We start from the raw sequence: 22665 nt of genomic DNA, 5'->3' as shown, positions 1-22665 counted from the left end.
ACAACTGGCCAAAGAATGCTGGCAATCGCGAGGATTGCGCCGCGACCAAGGCTAGTGGTTGCCACGCATAAAGGAAAATGGGGAAAGAACAATATCCGATCTTGACTATATAGCTAATTAGTTATATTAATACAGCCATGTCATCACTCGATCATATTTTTCATGCGCTGTCTGACCCGACCCGCCGGGCGCTGCTGGCCCGTCTTGTCGAGGGGGAGGCGACTGTCGCCGAACTTCTGCAGCCTTTTGAGATATCCCAGCCGTCGATTTCGCGACATTTGAAGGTGCTCGAAGATGCCGGGCTCATTTCGACGCGCATTTCCGGTAACGCCCGACCCCGTCGTATCGAACCGGCCGCGTTTGAAGCGATTTCCGACTGGCTTGAGCATTACCGCATGATCTGGTCGGAGAATTATGCGCGGCTTGATGACGTTCTGGAAACCATGAAGACAAAGGAGCCGAAGACATGAGACCCCTCGCGATGACCACTCCCACGGAGACGACGATTGTAATTACACGCAGCTTCGATGCACCGAAATCGCTTGTCTGGCGCGCACATACTGATCCCGAATTGGTCAAGCGTTGGCTGACAGGGCCTTCTGGTCATACCATGCCGGAATGCGAAATCGATCTGCGTGTGGGTGGCGCCTATCGCTATGTTTGGGAATGGGCAGACGGCCGTATGGTTGCCACCGGCACCTTCCGCGAGATTGAGAGCGAAGAGCGTCTTCTCCTGACCGAAGTCTTCGACATCTTTCCCGACAATGAGACGCTGGTCGAGCAGGTTTTCTCCGAACAAGATGGTCACTCGACCGTGGTGATGAGCCTGCACTATGACAGCAAGGAAACACGTGACGGTGTGTTGCAAAGTCCGATGGATGAAGGGCTGGAAGCAAGTTATCGCAGTCTCGACGCACTGGTTGCCAAAGTTTCGTAGAGGCCATGAATGTCGCAAATCAACGATCTGATTGCCTTTTTGGAAGAGAAGGTGGAGCCTGCGAAGATCGATGATGTTGCACGCTTCTTCAAGGGCGGCGATGACGAAACACGCATCATGGGCGTCCCCATGCCCAAGGTCTTTCCGGTCGCGAAGCAGTTTGCCGATCTGGGTTTGGCGGATATCGAAACGCTGCTCGACGATACACGCTACGAGGTTCGCATGGCGGCGGTTTCCGTGATGGACTTTCAAGCTCGGCGGAAAAAGCTGCCGGAGGCGGACCGGAAGGCCCTTTTTGATCTCTACCTGCGGCGCCACGACCGGATCAACAACTGGGATTTGGTTGACCGTGCAGCACCTCATGTCGTCGGCGCATATCTGGTCGACAAGGATAGATCGATCCTCAACACACTGGCGCGCTCGAATGATCCGCACGAACGGCGAACAGCGATTGTGAGTACATTTGCCTTCATCCGACGCGGTGAAGTGGAGGACACGTTTCGCATCGCGGATATGCTGGCCGCTGACGGCGACGATTACGTGCAAAAGGCCGTTGCGTCCTGGACGCGCGAAGCAGGTAAAAGAGACGCCGAGGCCTTGATTGCGTTTCTGGAACGCAACAAGAAGCACTTGCCGCGCTCCACGATCACAGCGGCGTCCAAGCTGCTTCCGGACAGCGTCCGAAAAGCACTGCGGTCTTGACGCTGTACATTGTGCCGGAAAAAGTCTCCTGACAGGTTCTGGCAGACCGATCTGCTATACTTCCTTCAAAGCATCGTTTTTTGGAGGCTGGCCTTGCACATTATTCTTGGAGGAACTGGTCAGGTTGGCTCTGCCACGGCCCGCGCTCTGCTCGGTCTGGGTGAAAGGGTTACCGTGGTCACCCGCAAAGAGCAGCATGGTGAAGCGCTAAAGCGCCGTGGCGCGCATATCGCCGTTGTTGATATTCGTGATGTTGAGGCATTGCACGATGTCTTTCGCGGCGGGCAACGGGCTTTCTTGCTTAATCCGCCCGCTGATCCATCCGGCGATACGGATGCCGAGGAACGGGCGAATGTCGCTGCCATCATGGAGGCGTTGGACAGCTCGGGACTGGACAAAGTCGTGGCCCAATCAACCTATGGCGCTCGACCGGGTGACCGCTGTGGTGACCTGACAGTGCTGCACGCGTTTGAACACTTGCTTGCAAACCAGCCTATCCCGGCGGCGATCAATCGCGGCGCCTATTATATGAGTAACTGGACCGGGATGCGCGACATGGTGCGCGAATCCGGCACTCTGCCGAGCTTTTTTCCGGCCGATCTCAGCTTGCCGATGGTGTCCCCTGATGACCTTGGGCGCGTGGCTGCCCGTCGCCTGATGGAGCCCGTCAGCGAAACCGGAACGCTCCACATCGAAGGGCCAAACCGGTATACGCCGAACGACGTGGCTAAAGCCTTTTCTGATGCCTTGGGTCGGCCCGTCACAGTTCAGGAAATTTCGCGTGAGGAACTGGAGCGCACCTTCCGCCAGTTCGGCTTTTCCGAGGAAGCGGCGGCATCCTATGCCTGTATGACCAGGGCCGTGATCGACGGAGAGACGGATACCGCCGAGGCACCCTTGCACGGTGAAACATCCTTACGTGACTACATACAATCCAGCATCAGCCGTTCAGATCAATGAGACCCGCGACCATGGGTGGCGTGGCCACCGCCTGTCGACGCGGATGTCATATGCGTTTGACGGTCAGGCGACCGCCGCCGCAAGCCAAAGCAGGGGGCGGCCCTTGAGCAGCGATCAAGCGCAGCCCGTCTTGCGGAAATCATAGGCCTTGATGCCGAGCTTTCGCGCCTTATCCGCGAAATTGTCCTGAATACCGGTTCCTGGAAAGACAATCACGCCAATCGGCAGTACTTCTAAAATTGCATCATTGCGTTTGAAAGGTGCGGCCTTGCCGTGGCGAGTCCAATCCGGCTTGAAGGCGACCTGCGGCACTGTGCGGGTCTCAGCCCATTTGGCGGCAATCAGTTCGGCGCCCTTGGGTGATCCGCCATGTAAGAGCACCATATCGGTATGTTTGGCGTGGACCTTGTCGAGCGTCTCCCAGATCAGGTGATGATCATTGAAGTCCATGCCGCCGGTCAGCGCGATCCTTGTACCTGTTGGCAGATGCACTTCAATGTCTGCGCGTTTTTTCGCGGCAAGGAAATCCCGGCTGTCGATCATCGCCGACGTGAGGTTGCGATGGTTGATCCGGGATCCGGATCGCGGTGACCAGGGCGTGCCAGTCAGGCGGAGATAATGCTCGGCGGCCGTGTCGCGGAAGACCTCCATACCGTCACGGCGTTCAAGAAGAGTCTGGCCAGTGGCGATCAGATGTTCGAGCTGTACGGCCTGAACCTCGGACCCGTCCTGGTCACGCTGTCCGCGTTTCTGCGCCTGTTCGTTGTCGTCGAGCTTGCGTTCGATCCGGCTCACGGCGCGGTGGAACATGTTGACCGTCGACCAAAGCAGTTCGTCGAGGTCGGTATCAAGGCTGGTGTCGGCCATGGTCGCCACAAGCGCATCGAAGATATCGGCGATGGCGCCTGCGATCATATGATCTTCGGGAACATCACGCGGATCGGGCTCGTTTTCGGAATGCTGGTAGCCGTAAAGGTGCAGCTCGCTACAGATGGTGCCGGTGGCGGATGCGCTGTGATGGGGCTCGTCATCCGTGTCATGTGGATTGGTGACCATGGGAGGCTCCTTCGTCAGGTGGCCGCGACCGCCGCGGCCTTCATGGCGACGCAAGACGGCGGGCGGGACGGCCCTGCACCCAAAGCAAGGCGTAGGGCCGCAGCGCAGCGGAGGATGGTGGAGACCGGTTCTTTTGGGTCGCGATGGAACGGCGGCTCTGCCGCCACCGGAAAAGAACCGGGCGTAGCCATTGCCAGTCCGTCCCGTTTGCCGTTCTGTCGCCCTCTGAAGAAGGCCGAGGTCGCGGCTCTTGCCGATGATGGTGCGTGCGTCCCATGACCGGTCCCGACAGGATCGATCAGACCTGTTCCGCCTTCCTCCCGGACATCCCAGCGTGACAGATGAAACGGTGGACATCATGCGGGGCGATCTGAACCCGAACAGCTTGGCACAAGGCATCGCTCCCAAGGCCGCGCAGATCCTCGTTGAAGTCTCCTCGTTGTGGCGACAGTGTGATCGCCTCGAGCCCCGCCGCATGCGCCCGGTTGATCAACGTCTTCGTTGCACCATCCCCGGCGGGATCGTCATCGCTGGCGACATAGAGCCGGCGCAAGGATGGCGGAAACAGGATGGCGGCAAGATGAGCGGCGGACAGCGCTGCGACCATCGACATGTACGGCAGGACCATTTTCAGCGATAGCATGGTCTCAATGCCTTCCCCTGCCGCCATGGTATCCTGCGGGGTCCCGAAGCGGACGGCGTTCCCGAGCAGAACGCCCATGGCGCGGCGCGGCGTGTTGATTGGGGCTTTGCCGAGATTGATTTTGGAAAAACTGTCTGGATCATGCGCGGCAGGATCAAGATAGGTGCGATGCGCGCCGGTGACCGTGCCATTCAGATCCGTGACAGCGGCAACAAGGGCGGGCCACGTCTCCGACTCTTGGCCGGGTCGATAATAGCAGCGCGGATGAAAGCGGATGTTTCCGGTGTCCCGCAACGCCGTAATGCCGCGGTTGTGCAGGTAGGTTTCTGCCAAAGTGCCCGCGATGGGGTGTGACATCGCGAACAGCCGCTGGGCCGCTTCTGGCGATCCAACACGTGCTGCCGATGGTCGCGGCTTTGGTTGGGGACGCGTCTCCGGGGGCGGCAAACGCAGAAACCGTCGCGCCTCTGCGGCAACATCGGCGAAATCGACCAGCCCGCACCTCTCGCCGATGATGTCGAGCAGGTCCCCATATTCGCCAGTGGCCGCATCGGTCCATTTGCCCGCCGCCCCCTTGCCGGCATCCGGCCCAGTCAGGCGGACATACATTGAGCGACCCGGCGTATTGCGGACATCACCAATCATCCAATAGCGGCCTTCACGGCGCCCGTTTGAAAGATAGTACCGACAGACGGCTTCGGCATTGCGGGCCAGAGCCTCGGTCAGTTCCGATAGGGAATGTGCCATGGACATGCCTCCATAGAAAAAAGGCCCACCTTGCGGCGGGCCCAGTTGGGGAGTGATTTGATCATTCCGCTGCGGTGAGCTGCTCGTCCTGCCCCGCATCTTCATTGTCGGCGGGGTCGCCTTCTGCGTCCATGGCCGTTTCGCCGTCATTTGCCGCCGGTGGCACGTCGACAAGATCGCTACCATCTTCGATCTGCCGTTCCGGTGTGCGGAGCGGCTCCGGCAGCCAGCCGGTATCAGCGAGCAATTCTTCCGCCTTTGCGACCATCATGTCTTTCTTGAGAGGCTTCAGATCTGATGCAGTCTTGTCACCCTTCGCCTCGGCCACAGCCGCGGCAATGCGCGCCTTGGTGACGCGCCCGAGATAAGCATCCGCTGTTGGCTTCCAGCCTGCTGAGATCATGTCGAGCTCAAGCGCGACCGCCAACCGATCGGCATCGGCAATGGCGCGTGGTCTAAGGTTATATGCGTCCACGGTTGCATTGGTTGTCAGAGCGACACAATGGGCGAAAAGCGCCTGACATGTCGCGTCATCCAGGGCACTAAGATGATCCAACAATTGTTCAGGATCATTTGGCAACTTGTCTGCAAAACCCTCGTGCCGCGCATCAAGGGCGATCGCATAGGGTGTATCGCCAAGGCCCGGTGCCTGCGATCCGAAATAGACGCATTTCGCCGTCAGTTCGAGACAACTGTCCTGCGCGTAGCTGTAGAACTGGTCCAATACGAGCTTATGAAGGCAGGCCAGGAATGCCGTGTCGAAGGATGCACTCAGCGCAAGACGCAATGCCACTGTGCGATGCGCGGTGAGTTCGGCGACCAGCCGGTCCGGTATGGGTTTCAGGTCTTCATCCTCATCCGGTTCGCTTGCGGGATCGACGGATTGTGCACCATCATCCTCTGTCTGATCGGTTTCAGGCGTCTCCGTCTCATCGATCTGCGGCGCAACAGGAAGTTCGTCTTCGGGTCGCATATATCCGCGCGCCACATGCAGGTGACCGCTGGGGCTGACGCTGACATAGGCCCCAGCGCGCGACACCTCGTCGGCATCATAGACCAGCGGACGATCATCAATCGCATCAATTGCCGTCTCAATCTCGCCCAGGCGTTCGTCGATCTCATCGGGCAGTTCCGGCGCATCGGCATAGTCGGCCTCAAGCTGGTCGAGTTCGGTCTGCAACGCGTCGCGGGTCGCCTGCTGCTCATCGGTCAGCGGCTCCTGTTCGCCGAAGAGACGCCGCAGCCCGTAGGTGTGGCCGTAAGGGAAATCGAGACCAACCTCGACCCACTTCCAGCCTTCGGCCCGGATCGCGTCACTTTCCTCATTGAGCTTCTCGGTGACAAGCATGTCGACCAGAGCCACATCCTCAAGCCAGCCACCATCATCGCTTTCGAACAGATCGCGCATCACTGCGCCGCCTGCCTCTATGTAAGCCTCGATACCAATGAACTGCGCCCGCTTGTCCGACGCGCGCACCGCATCCTCGGTTAGCATGCGCCGGATCTGATAGGGTTGCGCGGTATAGGCGTCCTTGATCGCGTCCCAGACCTGGGTCTGCCGCGCATGATCGGGATTGACCGTGAACGCCATCAACTGGTCCAGCGTCAGCTCGTTCTCGGCATAGGCCCCAAGCAGGATTTCACTCACCGCCGCAAGCCGCAGCCGCTGTTTCACGACATTCACAGACACGAAGAACGCGGCCGCGATTTCTTCCTCGCCCAGGCCCTTCTCACGCATCACCTGAAACGCGCGGAACTGGTCGAGTGGATGCAGTGGCGCGCGCTGGACGTTTTCAGCGAGACTGTCTTCCTCGGCGAGGCCCGCTGTGCGGATCACACAAGGGATGGGTGCGGTCTTGTTCAAACGCTTCTGTTTCACCAGCAGTTCGAGCGCGCGATAGCGCCTCCCACCGGCGGGCACTTCATACATGCCGGTCTCTTTGCCATCCTCGTTGATGATGGGCCGCACGGTCAGGCTCTGCAGAAGCGTGCGTCGGGCGATGTCCTCTGCAAGCTGCTCGATCGCAACGCCGGCTTTGATCCGCCTAACGTTCGACTGGGACAGCAGCAGCTTGTTAAAGGGGATGTCGCGCGAGACACTGAGCGTGATCTTTGATTTGGGTTTTGCATGGGTCATGGATTTTCTCCGCGACGGGCGGCCGGGAGCCTCTCTCTCGACCTCCAACCCGTCACAAAACCCCTTCACGCCTCTCCCTCTTTATGACGCCGGATCAGGTCGAGGTCCGGCTAAGCTTGGGCGCGGTCATACCATCTGGCGGTATGTCGTCCGGCAAGAATCCAAGCAGATAGTCAGCTGCCTTGCTGGCCTTGGAGGCAGCGCGGATGATGGCGCGGTTGTCCTCCTTCAGAACCTTGAGCCAGGAACCGATATAGTCGGTATGTCGCACTGTCGGCACGATCCCAAGCGAGGCACAGCAGAAGGCGGCGTTCATCTCAGCGACCAATTCTTCGCAGGCGTATGTCTTCGAGCCGAATGAACCGGAGAGGTCGCGATTTAGGCGGTGCGCCGCGCCGCTGGCATGCCCCATCTCATGCAGCACCGTCCGATGCCAGTTGATCGGCTCGAAATAGACCTGCGGTGGTGGCACTTGTACATAGTCATCAATTGGCGCGTAGAAGGCGCGATTGCCGCCAATGCGAAAATCGATACCGGTCGCCGCGATCAAGGCCTCGACCCGGGGCGCGATCAGGCCAGGCGGGGTCGGTGGCGCTGCCACTGTGACATCCGCAGGCAGGTTTTCGCATTGCGCGGCATTGAAGACGGTAAAGCGCTTCAGGAACGGGATTGCTTTTGGATCATCGCCGGTTTCCCGGGCGCGTTTCTTCTCATCATTTGGGACGAAGCGATCTGCATAGACGATGGTGGTGCCGCGCTCACCCTTGCGCACATTGCCGCCTAGCGACAGGGCTTGGCGGAAGGTCAGCCAGCTCTGGCCCGGAAAACCATGCTCAATCACCGCACTCCAGAGAATGAGGATGTTGATCCCGGAATAACCGCGGCCGGTCGCGGTGTTGTTCGGCATGGCAAGCGGCGCCTTGGCCGCCGCTGTCTCCCAGGGCTGAACCCAGGGCACATGGCCAGCTTCCAACTCACCGAGGATTTTGTTCGTGATTTCGTCATAGAGGTTCGTCCGGTTCTTGGCGGACCGGGCGCGGGATTGAGATCGGGACATTATGGGATACTCCGCGACAGGCGCCGGAAGCCTCTCTCCCGACTTTCAACCCGTCACGGCACAGCCGCCTGCACTCTCACTCTCAAGAATGGTGGCGTTGTAGCGTTTCCCAGCGAGATATGGCCTCGCCACGGCTCTGGCTCGACGGCAGGTGGAAACCCAGATTTCTGCAGGCATTTTGTGGACAGAGATGGGCAGGGAGGGAATTATCGCGCATGTGAGATGCGTGATAATTCTTGACGTACGTGCGCAAATATGGAATTAGCACGCATCTGAAATGCGAGAAAATGCCATGTCCATCTATCTTGTTGGCGAAACTATTGATGCCAAACAGGCGCATCTTCGCGCCCAGGCGGGAAATCTGATCCAGCTTGTGCGCGGCGTCTATGTTGCGCATGACGTCGATATAGACCGGACGATCCTCTCGCACGCAATCCGTATTGCGCATTACCTCTATCCCACCGCCTATCTCTCCTCTGCAAGCGCGTTCCTTCTGGCGCCAACGGAAGATGGCCGACTGTTTATCAGTGGTAAGCGCAATCAACGGACGCGGCTGCGCAATTTGGAAATTGTCCAGAACCAAGCCCCCGCACATCCCTCAACCGCTCCTGCCGTCATCGGCGACGAGCTTGGCGAGGTACATTTGCAGGTCGCCTCGCCACGACACCGGTTTTTGGAAGCCTTTCGGTTAAGAAGCGAACATGCCAGCGCAATCACAACAGATATGCGCAGACAGATGGCCGAGCGACTGATTGAGGAACATGGTTCCCCCAAAGCGGCAGCCGATGCCACGTGGGCCTTGGCCCGGGAGAATGGTTGGTATCGGGAAGGCGAGGGGGCAGAGCGGTTTCTGCTAACACAGCCGGGTACGGCCAAGCCGCCCGCCAACAAGGCGGCGCTTGATTTGTTGATTGCCTGGCATGGTGAACCCTTGGGGCAATTGACCCATGATGGTTTTGAATGGCGTTGGACACCCCGAAAGAGGCTAGGTCCCGTACTTGTGCGCGAAACAACGCCGGGCAAGCTCCCCGCCTTCGTGGAGTCGCTCCTGCCGGAAGGCTGGCTTGCGCAGATTCTCCATGACCGCGATGAACGTGAAGCGCTGCGGCGCGGTCGGCGCTATATGTCCAACATCACAATCGTCGAAAGCCGCGCGGAACTGGCGGAATTGCCTGCCGATGTGCTGACCATGCCATTGTCGGTGTTCACGGATGCCGGGCGTTTTACCGGCCATTATGCAGGACCCGCGCGCGGCGAAATCGAAGAGACGTTCGAGCAAAACCTCGCACGCGTCTTTGCGCGGGCTGAGACACCGCGTCTGTCGGGTGTCCAGATCAAGGCCCCGATGAGTCTCATGGCCGATGGCGCGTTGGTCCCCGCGATCGATCACCCTTTCACGCATATTCTCAAACCAGCGGGCACGGCAGGGTTCGAAACGCTGCCGATTGTGGAATGGCTCTGTCTGGAGCTGGGACGTGTCGCCGGTTTTGATGTGCCCGCTGCGGCGCTGATCGAGATGCCGGACGGTATGCCGCCGGCGCTGGTGGTCGAACGGTTCGACATCCGGCACGGTTCCGACGACATGCGCCGGTTTGCACTGGAAGACTTCTGCTCCATTCTCGACCTGCCCGCGTCTGCTAAATATGATGGCACCATCGAACGCATGGCCAAAGGGTTGCGGCCGTTGTCGACGGATCCCGCTGCTGATCTTGATATCTTGTTCCGGCGCGCCGTCTTTGCCTGGCTCGTCGCGGATGGTGACATGCATCTCAAAAATCTCGCCATGCTGAAAATAGCCGACCCGGAATCAAAGAACTTCACCTCGGTCCGTTTTGCGCCCCTTTATGATGCGGTGACAACACGGGTCTTCCCTGGTCTTGCCACCGACCGCATGGCGCTCAAGCTCAACGGCAAGGATGATCGGCTGACAATGGCGGATTTTCTGGCACTCGCCCGGACGATTGGTTTGCCAATGGGTAACGCCGAGGCAGCGGTGAATGCGCTAACGACGACGCTGTTGGAACATGGGGCAGAGATGGACTTACCAGAGTTTGCTTCACAGCTAGAAACTGCGACAAGGGCAAGGGGGCAAGTCCGCGCTTTTGTGTGCGGCCGTTCTTCCGATCTCACAGCACAGTGATATCCCGCTCGGCAAGGCTGAGCATCGCCGCAAAGGAATGATCCCATGTCTACAATTTGCTATTCAACGTTCCCAAGAACCGAACCGCCTCCGGAATTCATCGCACCGCTTGTTCAACTCTTTGTAAACCACGAAGCGTCAATTTCGACTCTCGGGCGCGAAAAGGGACTCACTAGCAATGCGGTGCTTTCAGAATTGCGAAGAGATCTCGAGAAAATTGGATTTGACGTAGAGCAAGGCAAAACAGCTGCGGATAAAGCGGTTGCTGATCCAGCGCGCAAGGATTGTCAAACGCGCTGAAGGAAAAATCTCCTTGGCCGCTGAAATCGTGTCTGGATCCTACAGACCTGGTGAACGCTGGATTGTCTATTGCGACGATCAATACCAACTCGCGAGTGTCAAAGACGCTATTTCGTCGGCGGGAATCGAAGACAATTTTGAGTATCACAGCGCCATGGTTGGAGATCGGGCACGCACACTTGATATCTTCAGCAAGCGAGGTGGCGTATTGGTATCGATCCGGTGCCTCGACGAGGGGGTGGACATACCGTCGGTCAGTCACGCACTTATTCTGGCGTCATCCAAGAACCCCAGAGAGTTCATACAGCGGCGGGGGCGGGTCCTGCGAAAGGCAGAGGGCAAAGCGCTTGCGCATATTCACGATGTGATCGTCGCACCTGAGATGGAAGATGACGACCATGGCGGTGGATCGATCTTAAAGGGGGAGATGGCAAGGGCCATCGAGTTTGGCCGGCATGCGATTAATCCAGGAGCAGTTGCGGACCTTACTGTCAGTTGGTCACAATATACTAAGCCAGATACGATTGCCTTCTAAAAACCAGTTGAAAAATGCATTCATTGTCTCGGTCACAATGCTTGGCTTTGCAGCCGAACATGTGCCACGATAAACACTTGTGTAGGTGCTGTTCTGTCTCGGAGTGGTCGTGCCTAGAGGGTGCTCAGCGGGAGCAATGTCAATTCTCCAAGATACTGGCAACGCCAAAGCAGATACCTGCAACACCAAGAATAATGGACCAAACCGCAAGCCACGCGGGGATACGTATCAATGGGTCACTGATTGTGAGGTACCACCATAACTTAGCCGGTAAGCGTACCGACGCGACGTCAAAGGCGAGTGTGTCACCCTTCGAAACGCCGATCTCATCGCGGGTGTCATAATCCATATAGATTCCTTGGATGTCATCGTGGCCTAGAATGACTGCAACGACACTCTTGCCTGTCTCGGTGTTGGTAATCTTCCCAAGACCGTATCGCTTCACACCGTTCCTATGTGAGTAGTGCAGACGCACACGGCTCGTACCCCACTCGCGGCTATCCAGTCCTTTTACAGTTAGCATATGAACCAGCTTCTCCCCTCAAGCGTGAACTTCGTACCGTTCTGAGTCTATGTATTCTGATACCCATTCTATCTTTGCAATTTTTATTTTCCGCCCACTCCACCATCGGGTCGATCAGGGGCGAGAATGTTACGAACTCACCTTCACATTCGTTGGCCTCGTTTTGCCACTATGCGCTGACACCGGACACTGGTGCGGTTCCGGCGAATTCATATTTCGTCCGCTTTGCAGTCGTCCTATTGGCAAATGATGAACGTCAGCTTTGCCTTTGTGGATTCAACGGATATGGGACTGAAAGCCGTGGTCGACTATACGCAACCTGACAGGCCCCAACAGGTTCGAGATCTGACAGACAGCAGCGGGTAGATCGCGTCATTAACATGGGTGGAATGTCGATCTTTGGCCAGTCGATACGCTGCGCGGTGCAGGGGGCATATCGCAGAGATCGCGGGACGTTGGCTGGTCCTGGAGCGCTTGACGGGGCCGCATTTGGTGCGAACAGAGGCTATTTTTATAGTGTCATGACCGTCCGCACCTGCAAGAGCAGCTACTATCCAGCAGCTCGAAACAACCCGCTCTTTGCCGCCCCAGGCAGCCTTTGTAGAAGTTCAAAATCAGACGATTGATGGCGCAAGTTGAAATTTGAGCGCCCTCCCGCAACCAACTTTGCGACGCTAGGTAGAAGGCTTAGCAAGTCAAATTTATGTAAATCAAAATTGAATGCAGCACCTTGGTGATTTTGTTCACCTTGATGCAACCCTTGAAAGATACGCCATAGCGGCTGGGTCGGCCCTGATTTATGTTAATTATCATCGCGGCAGGCAAAGCTGATACGTCCGCAGCTGCGATATTTCAGGACGGCTGTATATTCATCCGGAAGGTTTCCTGAAGGCTCCAATACCTCGAAAACGGGAATGCTGAACTCTACTGTTTTACCGTTATTTTTCAGAACACCGTTAGTATCTTCGATCTCCAAAGCATACAGACGGAAAATCATATTTTTACCTGCCAGATCTTCCTGGGCGCCTTTAAATTGCGTTTTGTATTGGTTGAACTGAGATGGTTTAAAGGCGATATTTTCGAAATCCAGCGGCAGCGTTACCTTAATGCGCTCTTTATCCAGACGTTCCAGTTTTATGTCTTTTAAAAATGGGTCCAGATACTTGATTTTTGCGACATTGCTAATCGCTTCCTCAATATTGGTCTGTTCCGAAAACTCGCAAATAACCGCTCTTGTGCCGACTTCTCTTCTTGCGTTTGGCGGGCATACTTTTTCAGCGCCTGGGTTGTCTTCTATTACCATGTCAAACAGCGCCCTGCTGACTTCAACCGTCATATCGGAATCAATGGTTCCATCAGAATTGAGCTGCAAATCTGCTTCAGACTTCAAACAGGCTGAAAGCATCAGCGCTAACCCAAGGGCGGTAAAAATACGTAAAATAATCATAATGTTTCCCATAAAATTTTTAGTACTTTAAAACAAAGCGCCAAAAGGGAAAGTCTTAACTTGCTATGCGAGATTGCCGCTTACGCTCATGCGGATCAAGGAAGCGCTTGCGCAAGCGGATCGCATTCGGTGTGACCTCGACCAACTCATCATTATCAATATAGGCAATCGCCTCTTCCAAAGACATTTTCACCGGTGTCGTCAGACGAACAGCCTCATCCGTACCAGAGGCCCGCACATTGGTCAGTTTTTTGCCTTTCAGCGGGTTCACTTCAAGATCGTTCTCGCGGGAATGTTCGCCAATGATCATGCCCTGATATACATTTTCCTGCGCGCCAATGAAGAATTTCCCACGATCTTCGAGGTTAAAGATCGCATAAGCAACAGACACACCATTCTCCATTGAGATAAGAACACCTGCACGCCGCCCTGGAATAGACCCTTTATGAGGTGCCCATTCGTGAAAAACACGGTTCAATACGCCAGTGCCACGCGTGTCGGTCAGAAATTCGCCGTGATATCCGATCAATCCGCGGGATGGGACATAAGCGATAATCCGTGTCTTGCCCACACCAGCTGGTTTCATCTCGATCAATTCGCCTTTGCGCGTCCCAGTAATCTTTTCGATCACCGCACCGGAGTATTCGTCATCTACGTCAATGGTCACTTCCTCAATCGGTTCAAGCTTTTCACCGTTTGGACCATCCTGAAACAAGACTTGCGGACGTGAAATGCTCAGCTCGAACCCTTCACGGCGCATGTTTTCGATCAGAACGCCCATCTGTAATTCGCCGCGTCCAGCGACCTCAAAGGCATCACCGCCCGCTGTATCTGTTATCTTGATAGCAACATTAGATTCCGCTTCTTTCAGCAGCCGTTCGCGGATCACGCGGGACTGGACTTTCTTACCGTCCTTGCCTGCCAATGGGCTGTCATTAATCCCGAATGTTACAGTAATCGTTGGTGGATCAATCGGTTGTGCCGGAATAGCCTCTGTTACATCAGCCGCGCAGATCGTATCTGCCACTGTCGCTTTGGCCATACCCGCCAAAGACACGATGTCGCCCGCCTCTGCTGCATCGATAGCCACCTGTGTTAGTCCACGGAAGGCAAAAATTTTCGTCACACGAAACTGTTCGATCCGTGTGCCGTCCCGTGAAAGCGCTTTGACACTTTCACCGGTTTTCAACGTACCGCTTTCAACGCGCCCTGTCAGGATACGGCCAATGAAGGGATCAGCGCCCAATGTTGTCGCCAGCATCTTGAAGGGTTCAGCACGATGCGCGATCTGCGCGGGGGCTGGCACGTGATCTACGATCAAATCCAGAAGGGCAGACAGATCCTTGCGCGGGCCGTCCAGTTCCATGTCAGCCCAGCCGCTGCGGCCTGAAGCGTACATTGCCGGGAAATCAAGCTGGTCGTCATTGGCGCCAAGGTTGGCAAACAGATCGAACACCTCGTTCAACGCGCGGTCTGGCTCTGCATCCGGCTTATCGACCTTGTTCAGCACCACGATAGGACGCAGGCCCAGCGCCAGCGCCTTGGAGGTCACGAATTTGGTCTGTGGCATCGGCCCCTCAGCAGCATCCACCAGCAAAACGACACCATCTACCATGGACAAAATACGCTCTACCTCGCCCCCGAAATCGGCGTGGCCAGGTGTGTCTACGATATTGATGCGTAGACCTTTCCACTCCAAAGACGTGGCTTTGGCTAGAATGGTGATACCACGTTCGCGTTCCAGATCATTGCTGTCCATTGCCCGCTCAGCAACAGCTTGATTTTCCCGGAAAGACCCGGATTGTTTAAGCAGTTCATCCACCAGCGTCGTTTTGCCGTGGTCAACGTGAGCGATAATCGCGATATTGCGAAGGTCCATAATCTTTGCCTTTGAAGGAATGTTGCGGGCGGCGTACCCGACCTTGCCCCAAAAGGCCAGCGTTTATGCGGCACTGCGGCGTAACGCTACGGAAATCAGCGGTTCAGACGCTTTAACAGCTGCAAAGACGCATACCCATCTGGCACCATCCCAACCGAACGTTGGAAACCGCGGATTGCTTCGATCGTCTTTGGTCCGATCCTGCCATCCACACCCTGAGTGCTAAAGCCGGCGGCTGTAAGACGGCGTTGCAATTCTTTGCGCTCAGCAAATTTCAATGCGCGGTCTCCGCGTGGCCAGCCTGCTTTAATAGGGCCGCCACCCTTCAGACGGTCGGATAGATGGCCAACGCCAATCACATAGGCATCTGCGGTGTTATAGCGCTCAATCACGCTGAAATTCTTGAAGATCATGAAGGCGGCCCCTTGCGCACCGGCAGGCAAAAGGATCGAGCCCGCGCCATAATTTGGCACAGCCGACCCTTTCTGCCCTCGCACACCAAGTGAGGCCCATTCGGCCGGGGACTTCTGAATTTTCCGGCTTGCCAGCGCGTAATCGAATCCGCTTGGCAAAACCACCTCAACACCCCAAGGCTGTCCAGTAACCCAGCCAAACCGTTTGAGATAAGCTGCCGTGGATGCCAGGGCATCAGTTGGGTTATCAGACCAGATGTCGCGCTTGCCGTCTCCGGTAAAATCTACAGCATATTCAAGATATGATGTCGGGATAAACTGCGTATGCCCCATTGCACCAGCCCAGCTTCCGGTCATTTGACGTGGTTCTACATCACCTGACTGAATGATTTTCAGCGCTGCAATCAACTGCTGCTCGAAGAATTTACCGCGCCGTCCGTCAAAAGCCAGTGTGGCCAGTGAACTAATCAGATCATTGCTGCCGCGAAACTCACCATAAGCGCTTTCCAGTCCCCAGACTGCCGCAACAACTTCTTTCTCAACGCCATAACGCGCTTCGATAGCCCGCAGAGCTTTATCTTGTTCGCGCAAGGCTTTCTTGCCATTCGCGATCCGTTTGTCACTGGCCGCGCTATCAAGATATTCCCACAGTGTTTTCGTGAATTCGGACTGATTGCGGTCTTTCTCGATAACATCGGGATCATAGCCTGCGCCCCGGAAAGCGCGGTCGAAGGTGCTTTCTGAAATTCCTTGGCTCAGCGCACGAGGACGAAATGATCGCACCCAGCTTTCGAAACCGGCATTTGCAGCGACCCGAATTACAGGCTCTTGTTTCTGACGCAAAATAGGCCGATTCGACCGTGTGACAGGTTTATTAGAGGCGCTAGCCAATGTGATATCGACCCCGCCTGGTCGTATCAGAGGCCGTTGCGAGAACTCTACCGCCTTTGACGGCATTGGGCCAAAGATAAATAGTCCTGCGGATAAGACAGTCAGAATTATTTTCATGTGAAACACCTGCTCGTGTTTGTTATTTTGTTCTAGTCTACCCGGAATGGCATCAGTCGCAAAGTATAAGAAAAATTACAGTCGGATTAACGCCTACGTGCTGCTTTCTTTTTGAGCTTTGCGCCTTTTTTTCGATGTTTAGCCAGTTTGCGCGACCCGCCACCAGGCCGCCGATGACCAGCGGTTTTCGGCAAAGCTTTGCCTTCGAGCTCTAAAAGGTCGACCACCAGACCACCTGTAACCGGCTCAGCCTCCGCAAGACGCACCAGAACGCGCTGTCCTAATGATAACGTCAGCCCTGACGATTCGCCTGTCAGAGTCTGCGCGTCACGATCATGGTGGAAATATTCTCTACCAATGCTGCGCACGGGAACCAGTCCATCCGCGCCACTACCATCCAACCTGACAAATACCCCGAATTTCGCAATGCCTGAGATACGGCCTTCCATCTCGGCCCCTACTCGCTCTGACAGGTAAGCCGCAAGGTAGCGATCCACCGTGTCGCGTTCCGCCATCATTGAACGGCGTTCGGTTTCAGAGATATGCTCGCCTGTTTGTTTCAGTTCCTCCATCTCTGCGCTACTCAGACCGTCATCACCCCACTTATGCGCCGAGATCAAAGCGCGATGGACAATCAGGTCAGCATAACGGCGAATGGGTGACGTGAAATGCGCATAATTTCTCAGTGCCAAGCCGAAGTGCCCTAGATTTTCGGGCGCATAATAGGCCTGCGTCATAGAGCGCAGGGTCGATATATTCATCAGTTCCACATGTTCTGTATCTGCGGCTTGTTCAAGCAACCTGTTCAGGTGGCTGGTTTGCAGAACTTGCCCCTTGGCCAGCACAAAGCCGCTGGCTTGTGCCGTTTCACGCAATGCATCCAGCTTTTCAGGCGCTGGCTCTTCATGCACCCGAAACAAAAGTGGGCTTTTGCGTTTGTTCAGCTCTTCCGCGGCAGATACATTCGCGAGGATCATGAATTCCTCGATCAGTTTATGCGCATCCAGCCTGTCCTTGAACGAAACCGACGTCACTTTGCCTGTCTCATCCAGAGTAATGCGGCGTTCCGGCAAATCCAGATTCAGCGGTTGCCGTTTGTCACGGGATTGCTGCGCTGCATAGTAGGCCGCGTAAAGTGGTTTGATGACATCTTCCAGCAAAGGCGCGACTTTATCGTTCGGGGAGCCGTCAAACGCTTGCTGAACCTCCTGATAATTCAGTGAGGCTGGCGACCGCATCAAACCGCGGGTAAACCTATGGCTGATCTTGTGGCCGTCAGCATCAAGCACCATACGCACAGCGACACAAGGCCGCTCAACCCCTTCATGCAGTGAGCAAAGATCGCCAGACAACGCATCGGGCAGCATTGGGACAACCCTATCCGGGAAATAGGTTGAGTTTCCCCGTTTGCGTGCCTCACGATCCAGAGCAGAGCCGGGTGTGACGTAGTGGGCCACATCAGCAATGGCGACCCAGACCACGTGGCCGCCGGGATTTTTCGGATCGTCATCTGCATGGGCATAGCAGGCATCGTCATGATCGCGCGCATCGAATGGGTCGATCGTGATCAGAGGCAGATCGCGTAAATCCTCGCGCTTACCCAGTTTTACAGGTTTCGCGGCTTCCGCCTGTGCAATGACTTCCGCAGGGAAATCGTCAGGGATGCCATGCTGATGAATGGCTATGAGAGATACCGATTTCGCCTCAGTTGGATCACCCAACCGCGCTGTGATCCGCGCAAGTGGCAGGCCCAAGCGTGATTTCGGACCCGTTTGCTCTGCCTCTACCAGCTCCCCCTCAAGCGCGCCTTCGGTCGCACCAGCGGGCACGCGCCATTCCCGGTCAGAGCCTTTATCGATTGGCATGATCCGCCCGCCTTCGGCGGTTTTCTTGAAAATCCCAAGTATCTTTGCAGGGCCTATGCCAATTCGTCGGATCAGCCGTGCTTCATAGGCGTAATCACCACCAGAAACCTTGGTCAATCGACACAGAACGCGATCACCTTCGGCCAAAGCAGGCTCCGTTCCCTTCGCAATAAACAGAATACGCGGAGGCACGCCATCGCCAGTCCAATCAACAGGTTCCAGAAACAGATCGCCATCCCCGTCAATGCTAGACACACGCAAGACCGAGACAGGCGGCAAGCTGTCCGGGTCACGATAGGTCTTCTTGCGTTTTTCCAGGTGCCCTTCGGCTTCCAGCTCTTTGAGCAAACGCTTCAGGTCAATTCGGTCAGCCCCCTTGATCCCGAATGCCCTCGCAATATCGCGTTTGCTTGTTTTCGTTGGATTATTTGAAATCCAGGTCAGAATATCTTCTTTGGTGGGAATATTTTTCATATGCCTGCCCTATCATGACCAAAGCAGAAGGTCATGATGTCTTATTGGCAAAACCATCTTAGCCAAGATCATCAACCGTATCGACATCGCGCAAGGTCGTAACAAGGCCGACGCGCTTGTTGCCTAATGATGCAACACTGTCAGATAATGCATGTTCTGTAGACCACCGAACATTTTCGAATAAACAGGGCGGAACAGCCGAGTTCCGCTTCAGCCCGACCGTCCAGTAGCCGCCGTCAAAGGCAGGCCCAAACACCGCATCATTATGCCCAAGCGCGGCAAAGGCTTCTGCAACCCTTGCACGATTTATGCTTGGAATGTCCGACCCGATGATACAAATTGGTCCAAGGAACACATGGTGAAATATCCGTCGCATCCTGTCGCCCAAATCACCACGTCCTTGTGGCCAGCGGGGAAGATGCACAGGCCATATGCGGCTTCGCACCCCTTCATAATCCGGGGCAACGGCAAGTACCGTATCCCAGCGTGGGTCTTCGATGCGGCGGATCAAAGCAGCACTTTGATGGCGAAACCACCATGCAGCGCGGGTCATGCCGATATCACGCCCAAGGCGTGTTTTGACCTGCCCCGGGCGGGGTTCTTTGACCATAATCACCAGGGTTTTACGCAAAATAATCCTGCAAAATGCGGGTATAAATCGCCTTGAGCTGATGTATCTGCGCCATCTCAACCCGTTCATCGACTTGATGCATGGTTTTGCCGACCAGCCCGAACTCGACCACCGGGCAGTGGTCTTTCACAAACCGGGCATCCGACGTGCCGCCCGATGTAGACAACACCGGCATGCGATTGGTTTCGGTCTGCACCGCTTTGGCAACCAGATCGGATAGCGGGCCGGGCGGCGTCAGAAAACTTTCGCCCGAGACTTGGGTGGTCATATTAATCTTTGCTCCAGTCTGCGCTGCAAGCGTATCAGCAACCCCTTGCAGCCATTCGGTCAAAGACCCAGAGGAATGTGCATCGTTGAAGCGGATATTCACCGTTGCCCTCACTTCGGCTGGAATCACGTTATTAGCGGGGTTGCCTGTATCAATTGTCGTCACAACAAGGGTCGAGGCGTCGAAATGGTCTGTCCCTTCATCCAGCACATGGGTGCTTAACTGATCCACCAGCCGGGCCATCACTGGAACAGGGTTAAGTGCCCGATGCGGGTAGGCAGAATGCCCCTGAGTACCCGTCACAGTAAAATAAGCCGTCATCGAACCGCGCCGTCCGATTTTCATCATCTCGCCTATATGGTCAGGACAGGTCGGTTCCCCGACCAGACAGGCAGACATTGCTTCGCCTTGCTGGTCCATCCAGTCAAGCAACGCGATTGTGCCATCCGTCGCGATACCTTCCTCATCCCCGGTGATTGCCAGAACTATCGAACCATCCGGCGGGGTGTTTCGGACAAAATCAATCGCAGCCGCCGCAAAGGCTGCGACACCGGATTTCATATCCGTCGCCCCACGACCATAGAGCCAGCCATCCTTTTGCTCTGCCCCGAAGGGATCAACGCTCCACGCTTTGCGATCGCCCACAGGCACTACATCGGTATGACCATTAAAGCCAAATGTCTTCGGGTGCGCCTTGGTACCCCAACGCGCATACAGGTTGGCAATCCCACCTCGATCCACACGGCTACATTCGAAACCGACACCATCAAGCAGATCCGCCAAAAGCGAAATTGCCCCGCCCTCTTCCGGAGTTACGGATGGGCATTTGATCAGATCTGCGGTCAGCGCGACCGGGTCTGTTGTTTGTGTCATAGGCCTTTTTCTCGTAAAATGCTGTCGTTTGAGCAATGACGACAGAGTTCTCGTCAAGCACTCGCTGCATCAAAGCGCGTTCATCATCATCAATATCATGCCCTTCAGCCAAACGTTCCTCAAGGCTGCCATACCCCGTCACATCCAATGGCGCGAGGTCCGCCTGCTTGAGCAGTGCAACGGTTTCGCGCACCGCCTCGGCCTCATCCACACCGCTGGCATAACACATCAACGCAGCACCTGTGGCCTTGTCCGGCAAGCCATCGCTGTCCCTACGACCGACCTCGACCAGTAGGGTGTAGACATAGTGGGGGCGTTTGGGTTTATCAGTCACGCAGTAGCTCGTTGATCCCAGTCTTGCTCCGCGTCCGTTCGTCGACGCGTTTCACGATCACGGCACAGTACAAATTCACCCCGTTTTTCGATGGCATAGAGCCCGCAACAACAACCGAATAAGGTGGCACTTCGCCATACATTACCTCGCCCGTGTCACGGTCGACAATCTTGGTGGATTGGCCAATGAAAACACCCATGCCAAGAACCGAGCCTTCGCGCACAATGCAGCCCTCGACGACCTCGGACCTTGCACCGATAAAGCAGTTATCCTCAATGATTGTGGGCCCCGCCTGCATCGGTTCAAGCACACCACCAATGCCGACACCACCCGATAGATGCACATTCTTGCCGATCTGTGCGCATGAACCGACCGTAGCCCATGTGTCAACCATCGTGCCCTCATCAACATACGCACCGAGGTTTACAAAAGACGGCATTAGCACCACACCCGGCGCGATAAAGGCTGATTTGCGCACAATGCAGTTGGGCACGGCACGAAAGCCCGCGGCTTTCCATTGATTGTCACCCCATCCAGCGAATTTACTATCAACCTTGTCCCACCAGCCGCCACCTTGCGGGCCGCCGGCCTGTTGTTCCATATCCTTGATACGGAAGCCCAGAAGAACGGCCTTCTTGGCCCATTGGTTTACATGCCACGATCCATCGCTCTGCTTTTCAGCAACCCGCAATCCGCCACTATCCAAAGCGTTCAATGTGTCTTCAATCGCCTCACGCGTCTCGCCTGTGGTGGCTGGGGTGATCGTGTCGCGGGCGTCCCATGCGGCTTCGATTGCGGTCTCAAGTTGGGCGTTAGACATGATATTTCCCTCAAACTGGCTGGCTTAACTGTTGCGCTCGGCTATAGAGGTAAGACAAACAAGACGCAATCAACCCAGAGGCAGGCATGAAAGACGATCACCGCAAGCATCCGATGCGCTATTCGCGTCAGGATATTGAGACAGCAGAGACAGTTCCAGACACGCCCCAGACCCGATCCCCTGCTTATGCTTTAGCCTTTGCGGATGAGGACTTTCTGTGCCGGGACGAGCTGCGCCCGGTTCGCTTGCAACTTGAACTGCTCAAGCCCGATATGATGATGAACGAGGCCCAGATCGAAAGCACCATTGTGCTATTTGGTGGCGCACGTATTCCGGACCCAGCGATGAAGCATGCTGCCCGGACCGAGACTTTGGCCGAGCTTTCCAAATATTATGAAGAAGCGCGGAAATTTGCAAAGCTTGTGACTGAAAATTCTGATGGCAAGAAAAATGTCATCGTCACCGGTGGTGGCCCCGGTGTGATGGAGGCCGGCAATCGCGGTGCGCAAGAGGCTGGTGGCAAAAGCATCGGCCTGAACATTGTGCTACCGCATGAACAGGCCCCAAATGAATATGTCACGCCCGAACTGTGCTTCAACTTCCATTATTTTGCGATCCGTAAGATGCACTTTCTGATGCGTGCTAATGCGGTCGCGATCTTTCCGGGTGGCTTTGGGACGTTAGATGAAATGTTTGAATCCCTCACCCTGATACAAACCGGCCGCATGGAACGTCTACCATTTCTGCTGTTTGGAGAGGCCTTCTGGCGCAAGATCATCAATTGGGAAGCTTTGGCCGACGCAGGGACTATTTCGGCTGAAGACCTGGATCTTTTCCATTTTGTCGAGACTGCCGAAGACGCGTTGAAGATTATCAAAGATTTTGAAAAATAGGCTCTAAAAAGGCGGTTTTTGCT

20 protein-coding genes and 1 pseudogene are annotated in these 22665 nt (G+C 55.8%); 8 read left to right on the top strand and 13 right to left on the bottom strand.

The window, feature by feature from the left end:
* Positions 1–137: 137 nt before the first annotated feature.
* From ACZ1HF_RS12770 to ACZ1HF_RS12755, 4 genes are all read left to right on the top strand, one after another.
* Complete coding sequence (locus ACZ1HF_RS12770; RefSeq protein ID WP_472657872.1) at positions 138–470, top strand: ArsR/SmtB family transcription factor; 333 nt, start codon at positions 138–140, stop codon at positions 468–470.
* Positions 467–937, top strand: a complete 471-nt coding sequence (locus ACZ1HF_RS12765; RefSeq protein WP_472657871.1) for an SRPBCC family protein — start codon at positions 467–469, stop codon at positions 935–937. Before ACZ1HF_RS12770 ends, ACZ1HF_RS12765 begins: the two co-directional genes overlap by 4 nt.
* 9 nt (positions 938–946) lie before the next feature.
* Positions 947–1639 carry a DNA alkylation repair protein gene (locus tag ACZ1HF_RS12760; RefSeq protein ID WP_472657870.1) on the top strand — a complete coding sequence of 231 codons (693 nt, stop codon included), beginning with the start codon at positions 947–949 and terminating at the stop codon, positions 1637–1639.
* 93 nt (positions 1640–1732) lie between these two features.
* Positions 1733–2599, top strand: a complete 867-nt coding sequence (locus ACZ1HF_RS12755; protein ID WP_472657869.1) for an NmrA family NAD(P)-binding protein — start codon at positions 1733–1735, stop codon at positions 2597–2599.
* A 114-nt stretch (positions 2600–2713) separates the two neighbouring features.
* On the opposite strand, the gene ACZ1HF_RS12750 is transcribed toward ACZ1HF_RS12755, so the two are convergent.
* Positions 2714–3655: a DUF2493 domain-containing protein gene (locus ACZ1HF_RS12750; protein ID WP_472657868.1), complete on the bottom strand. Its 942-nt coding sequence runs from the start codon at positions 3653–3655 to the stop codon at positions 2714–2716.
* Between the two features lie 18 nt (positions 3656–3673).
* Here ACZ1HF_RS12750 and ACZ1HF_RS12745 point away from each other — a divergent pair, with 18 nt between their 5' ends.
* Positions 3674–3934 (top strand): hypothetical protein, encoded by a 261-nt coding sequence (locus tag ACZ1HF_RS12745; RefSeq protein ID WP_472657867.1) that lies wholly within the window; start codon positions 3674–3676, stop codon positions 3932–3934.
* A 19-nt stretch (positions 3935–3953) separates the two neighbouring features.
* Here ACZ1HF_RS12745 and ACZ1HF_RS12740 read toward each other — a convergent pair whose 3' ends face one another.
* From ACZ1HF_RS12740 to ACZ1HF_RS12730, 3 genes are all read right to left on the bottom strand, one after another.
* Positions 3954–5045, bottom strand: coding sequence for a DUF7146 domain-containing protein (locus tag ACZ1HF_RS12740; RefSeq protein WP_472657866.1), 1092 nt, complete (start codon positions 5043–5045; stop codon positions 3954–3956).
* 61 nt (positions 5046–5106) lie between these two features.
* Positions 5107–7182, bottom strand: coding sequence for a ParB/RepB/Spo0J family partition protein (locus tag ACZ1HF_RS12735; RefSeq protein ID WP_472657865.1), 2076 nt, complete (start codon positions 7180–7182; stop codon positions 5107–5109).
* 94 nt (positions 7183–7276) lie between these two features.
* Positions 7277–8239: an ArdC family protein gene (locus ACZ1HF_RS12730; RefSeq protein WP_472657864.1), complete on the bottom strand. Its 963-nt coding sequence runs from the start codon at positions 8237–8239 to the stop codon at positions 7277–7279.
* Positions 8240–8531: 292 nt separating this feature from the next.
* On the opposite strand from ACZ1HF_RS12730, the gene ACZ1HF_RS12725 reads away from it, so the two are divergent.
* Complete coding sequence (locus ACZ1HF_RS12725; RefSeq protein WP_472657863.1) at positions 8532–10379, top strand: HipA domain-containing protein; 1848 nt, start codon at positions 8532–8534, stop codon at positions 10377–10379.
* Between the two features lie 313 nt (positions 10380–10692).
* A complete protein-coding gene (locus ACZ1HF_RS12720; RefSeq protein ID WP_472657862.1) occupies positions 10693–11214 on the top strand; it encodes a helicase-related protein in 522 nt (173 codons plus the stop codon).
* A gap of 139 nt (positions 11215–11353) precedes the next feature.
* On the opposite strand, the gene ACZ1HF_RS12715 is transcribed toward ACZ1HF_RS12720, so the two are convergent.
* From ACZ1HF_RS12715 to dapD, 9 genes and pseudogenes are all read right to left on the bottom strand, one after another.
* Positions 11354–11737 (bottom strand): hypothetical protein, encoded by a 384-nt coding sequence (locus ACZ1HF_RS12715; RefSeq protein WP_472657861.1) that lies wholly within the window; start codon positions 11735–11737, stop codon positions 11354–11356.
* Between the two features lie 802 nt (positions 11738–12539).
* Entirely contained in the window at positions 12540–13184 is a 645-nt protein-coding gene (locus ACZ1HF_RS12710; protein ID WP_472657860.1) for a hypothetical protein, read from the bottom strand.
* Between the two features lie 55 nt (positions 13185–13239).
* Complete coding sequence (gene typA / locus ACZ1HF_RS12705) at positions 13240–15063, bottom strand: translational GTPase TypA (RefSeq protein ID WP_472657859.1); 1824 nt, start codon at positions 15061–15063, stop codon at positions 13240–13242.
* A gap of 95 nt (positions 15064–15158) precedes the next feature.
* A complete protein-coding gene (locus ACZ1HF_RS12700) occupies positions 15159–16484 on the bottom strand; it encodes a lytic murein transglycosylase (protein WP_472657858.1) in 1326 nt (441 codons plus the stop codon).
* Positions 16485–16570: 86 nt separating this feature from the next.
* A complete protein-coding gene (rnr, locus tag ACZ1HF_RS12695; RefSeq protein ID WP_472657857.1) occupies positions 16571–18823 on the bottom strand; it encodes a ribonuclease R in 2253 nt (750 codons plus the stop codon).
* Positions 18824–18881: 58 nt separating this feature from the next.
* Positions 18882–19454, bottom strand: coding sequence for a TIGR04282 family arsenosugar biosynthesis glycosyltransferase (locus ACZ1HF_RS12690; RefSeq protein WP_472657856.1), 573 nt, complete (start codon positions 19452–19454; stop codon positions 18882–18884).
* A complete protein-coding gene (gene dapE, locus ACZ1HF_RS12685) occupies positions 19447–20595 on the bottom strand; it encodes a succinyl-diaminopimelate desuccinylase (RefSeq protein WP_472657855.1) in 1149 nt (382 codons plus the stop codon). The genes ACZ1HF_RS12690 and dapE overlap by 8 nt, the downstream gene beginning before the upstream one ends.
* A gap of 10 nt (positions 20596–20605) precedes the next feature.
* Positions 20606–20929: pseudogene (locus ACZ1HF_RS12680) on the bottom strand (hypothetical protein); the annotation flags it as partial.
* Positions 20922–21749, bottom strand: a complete 828-nt coding sequence (gene dapD / locus ACZ1HF_RS12675; protein ID WP_472657854.1) for a 2,3,4,5-tetrahydropyridine-2,6-dicarboxylate N-succinyltransferase — start codon at positions 21747–21749, stop codon at positions 20922–20924. The gene dapD and the pseudogene ACZ1HF_RS12680, both read right to left, overlap by 8 nt.
* An 86-nt stretch (positions 21750–21835) precedes the next feature.
* On the opposite strand from dapD, the gene ACZ1HF_RS12670 reads away from it, so the two are divergent.
* Positions 21836–22642, top strand: a complete 807-nt coding sequence (locus tag ACZ1HF_RS12670) for an LOG family protein (protein ID WP_472657853.1) — start codon at positions 21836–21838, stop codon at positions 22640–22642.
* Positions 22643–22665: the final 23 nt, after the last annotated feature.

The sequence above is a fragment of the Litoreibacter sp. GN1-5 genome, assembly GCF_055693805.1.
This window is presented reverse-complemented; position numbering and strand designations above follow the sequence as displayed.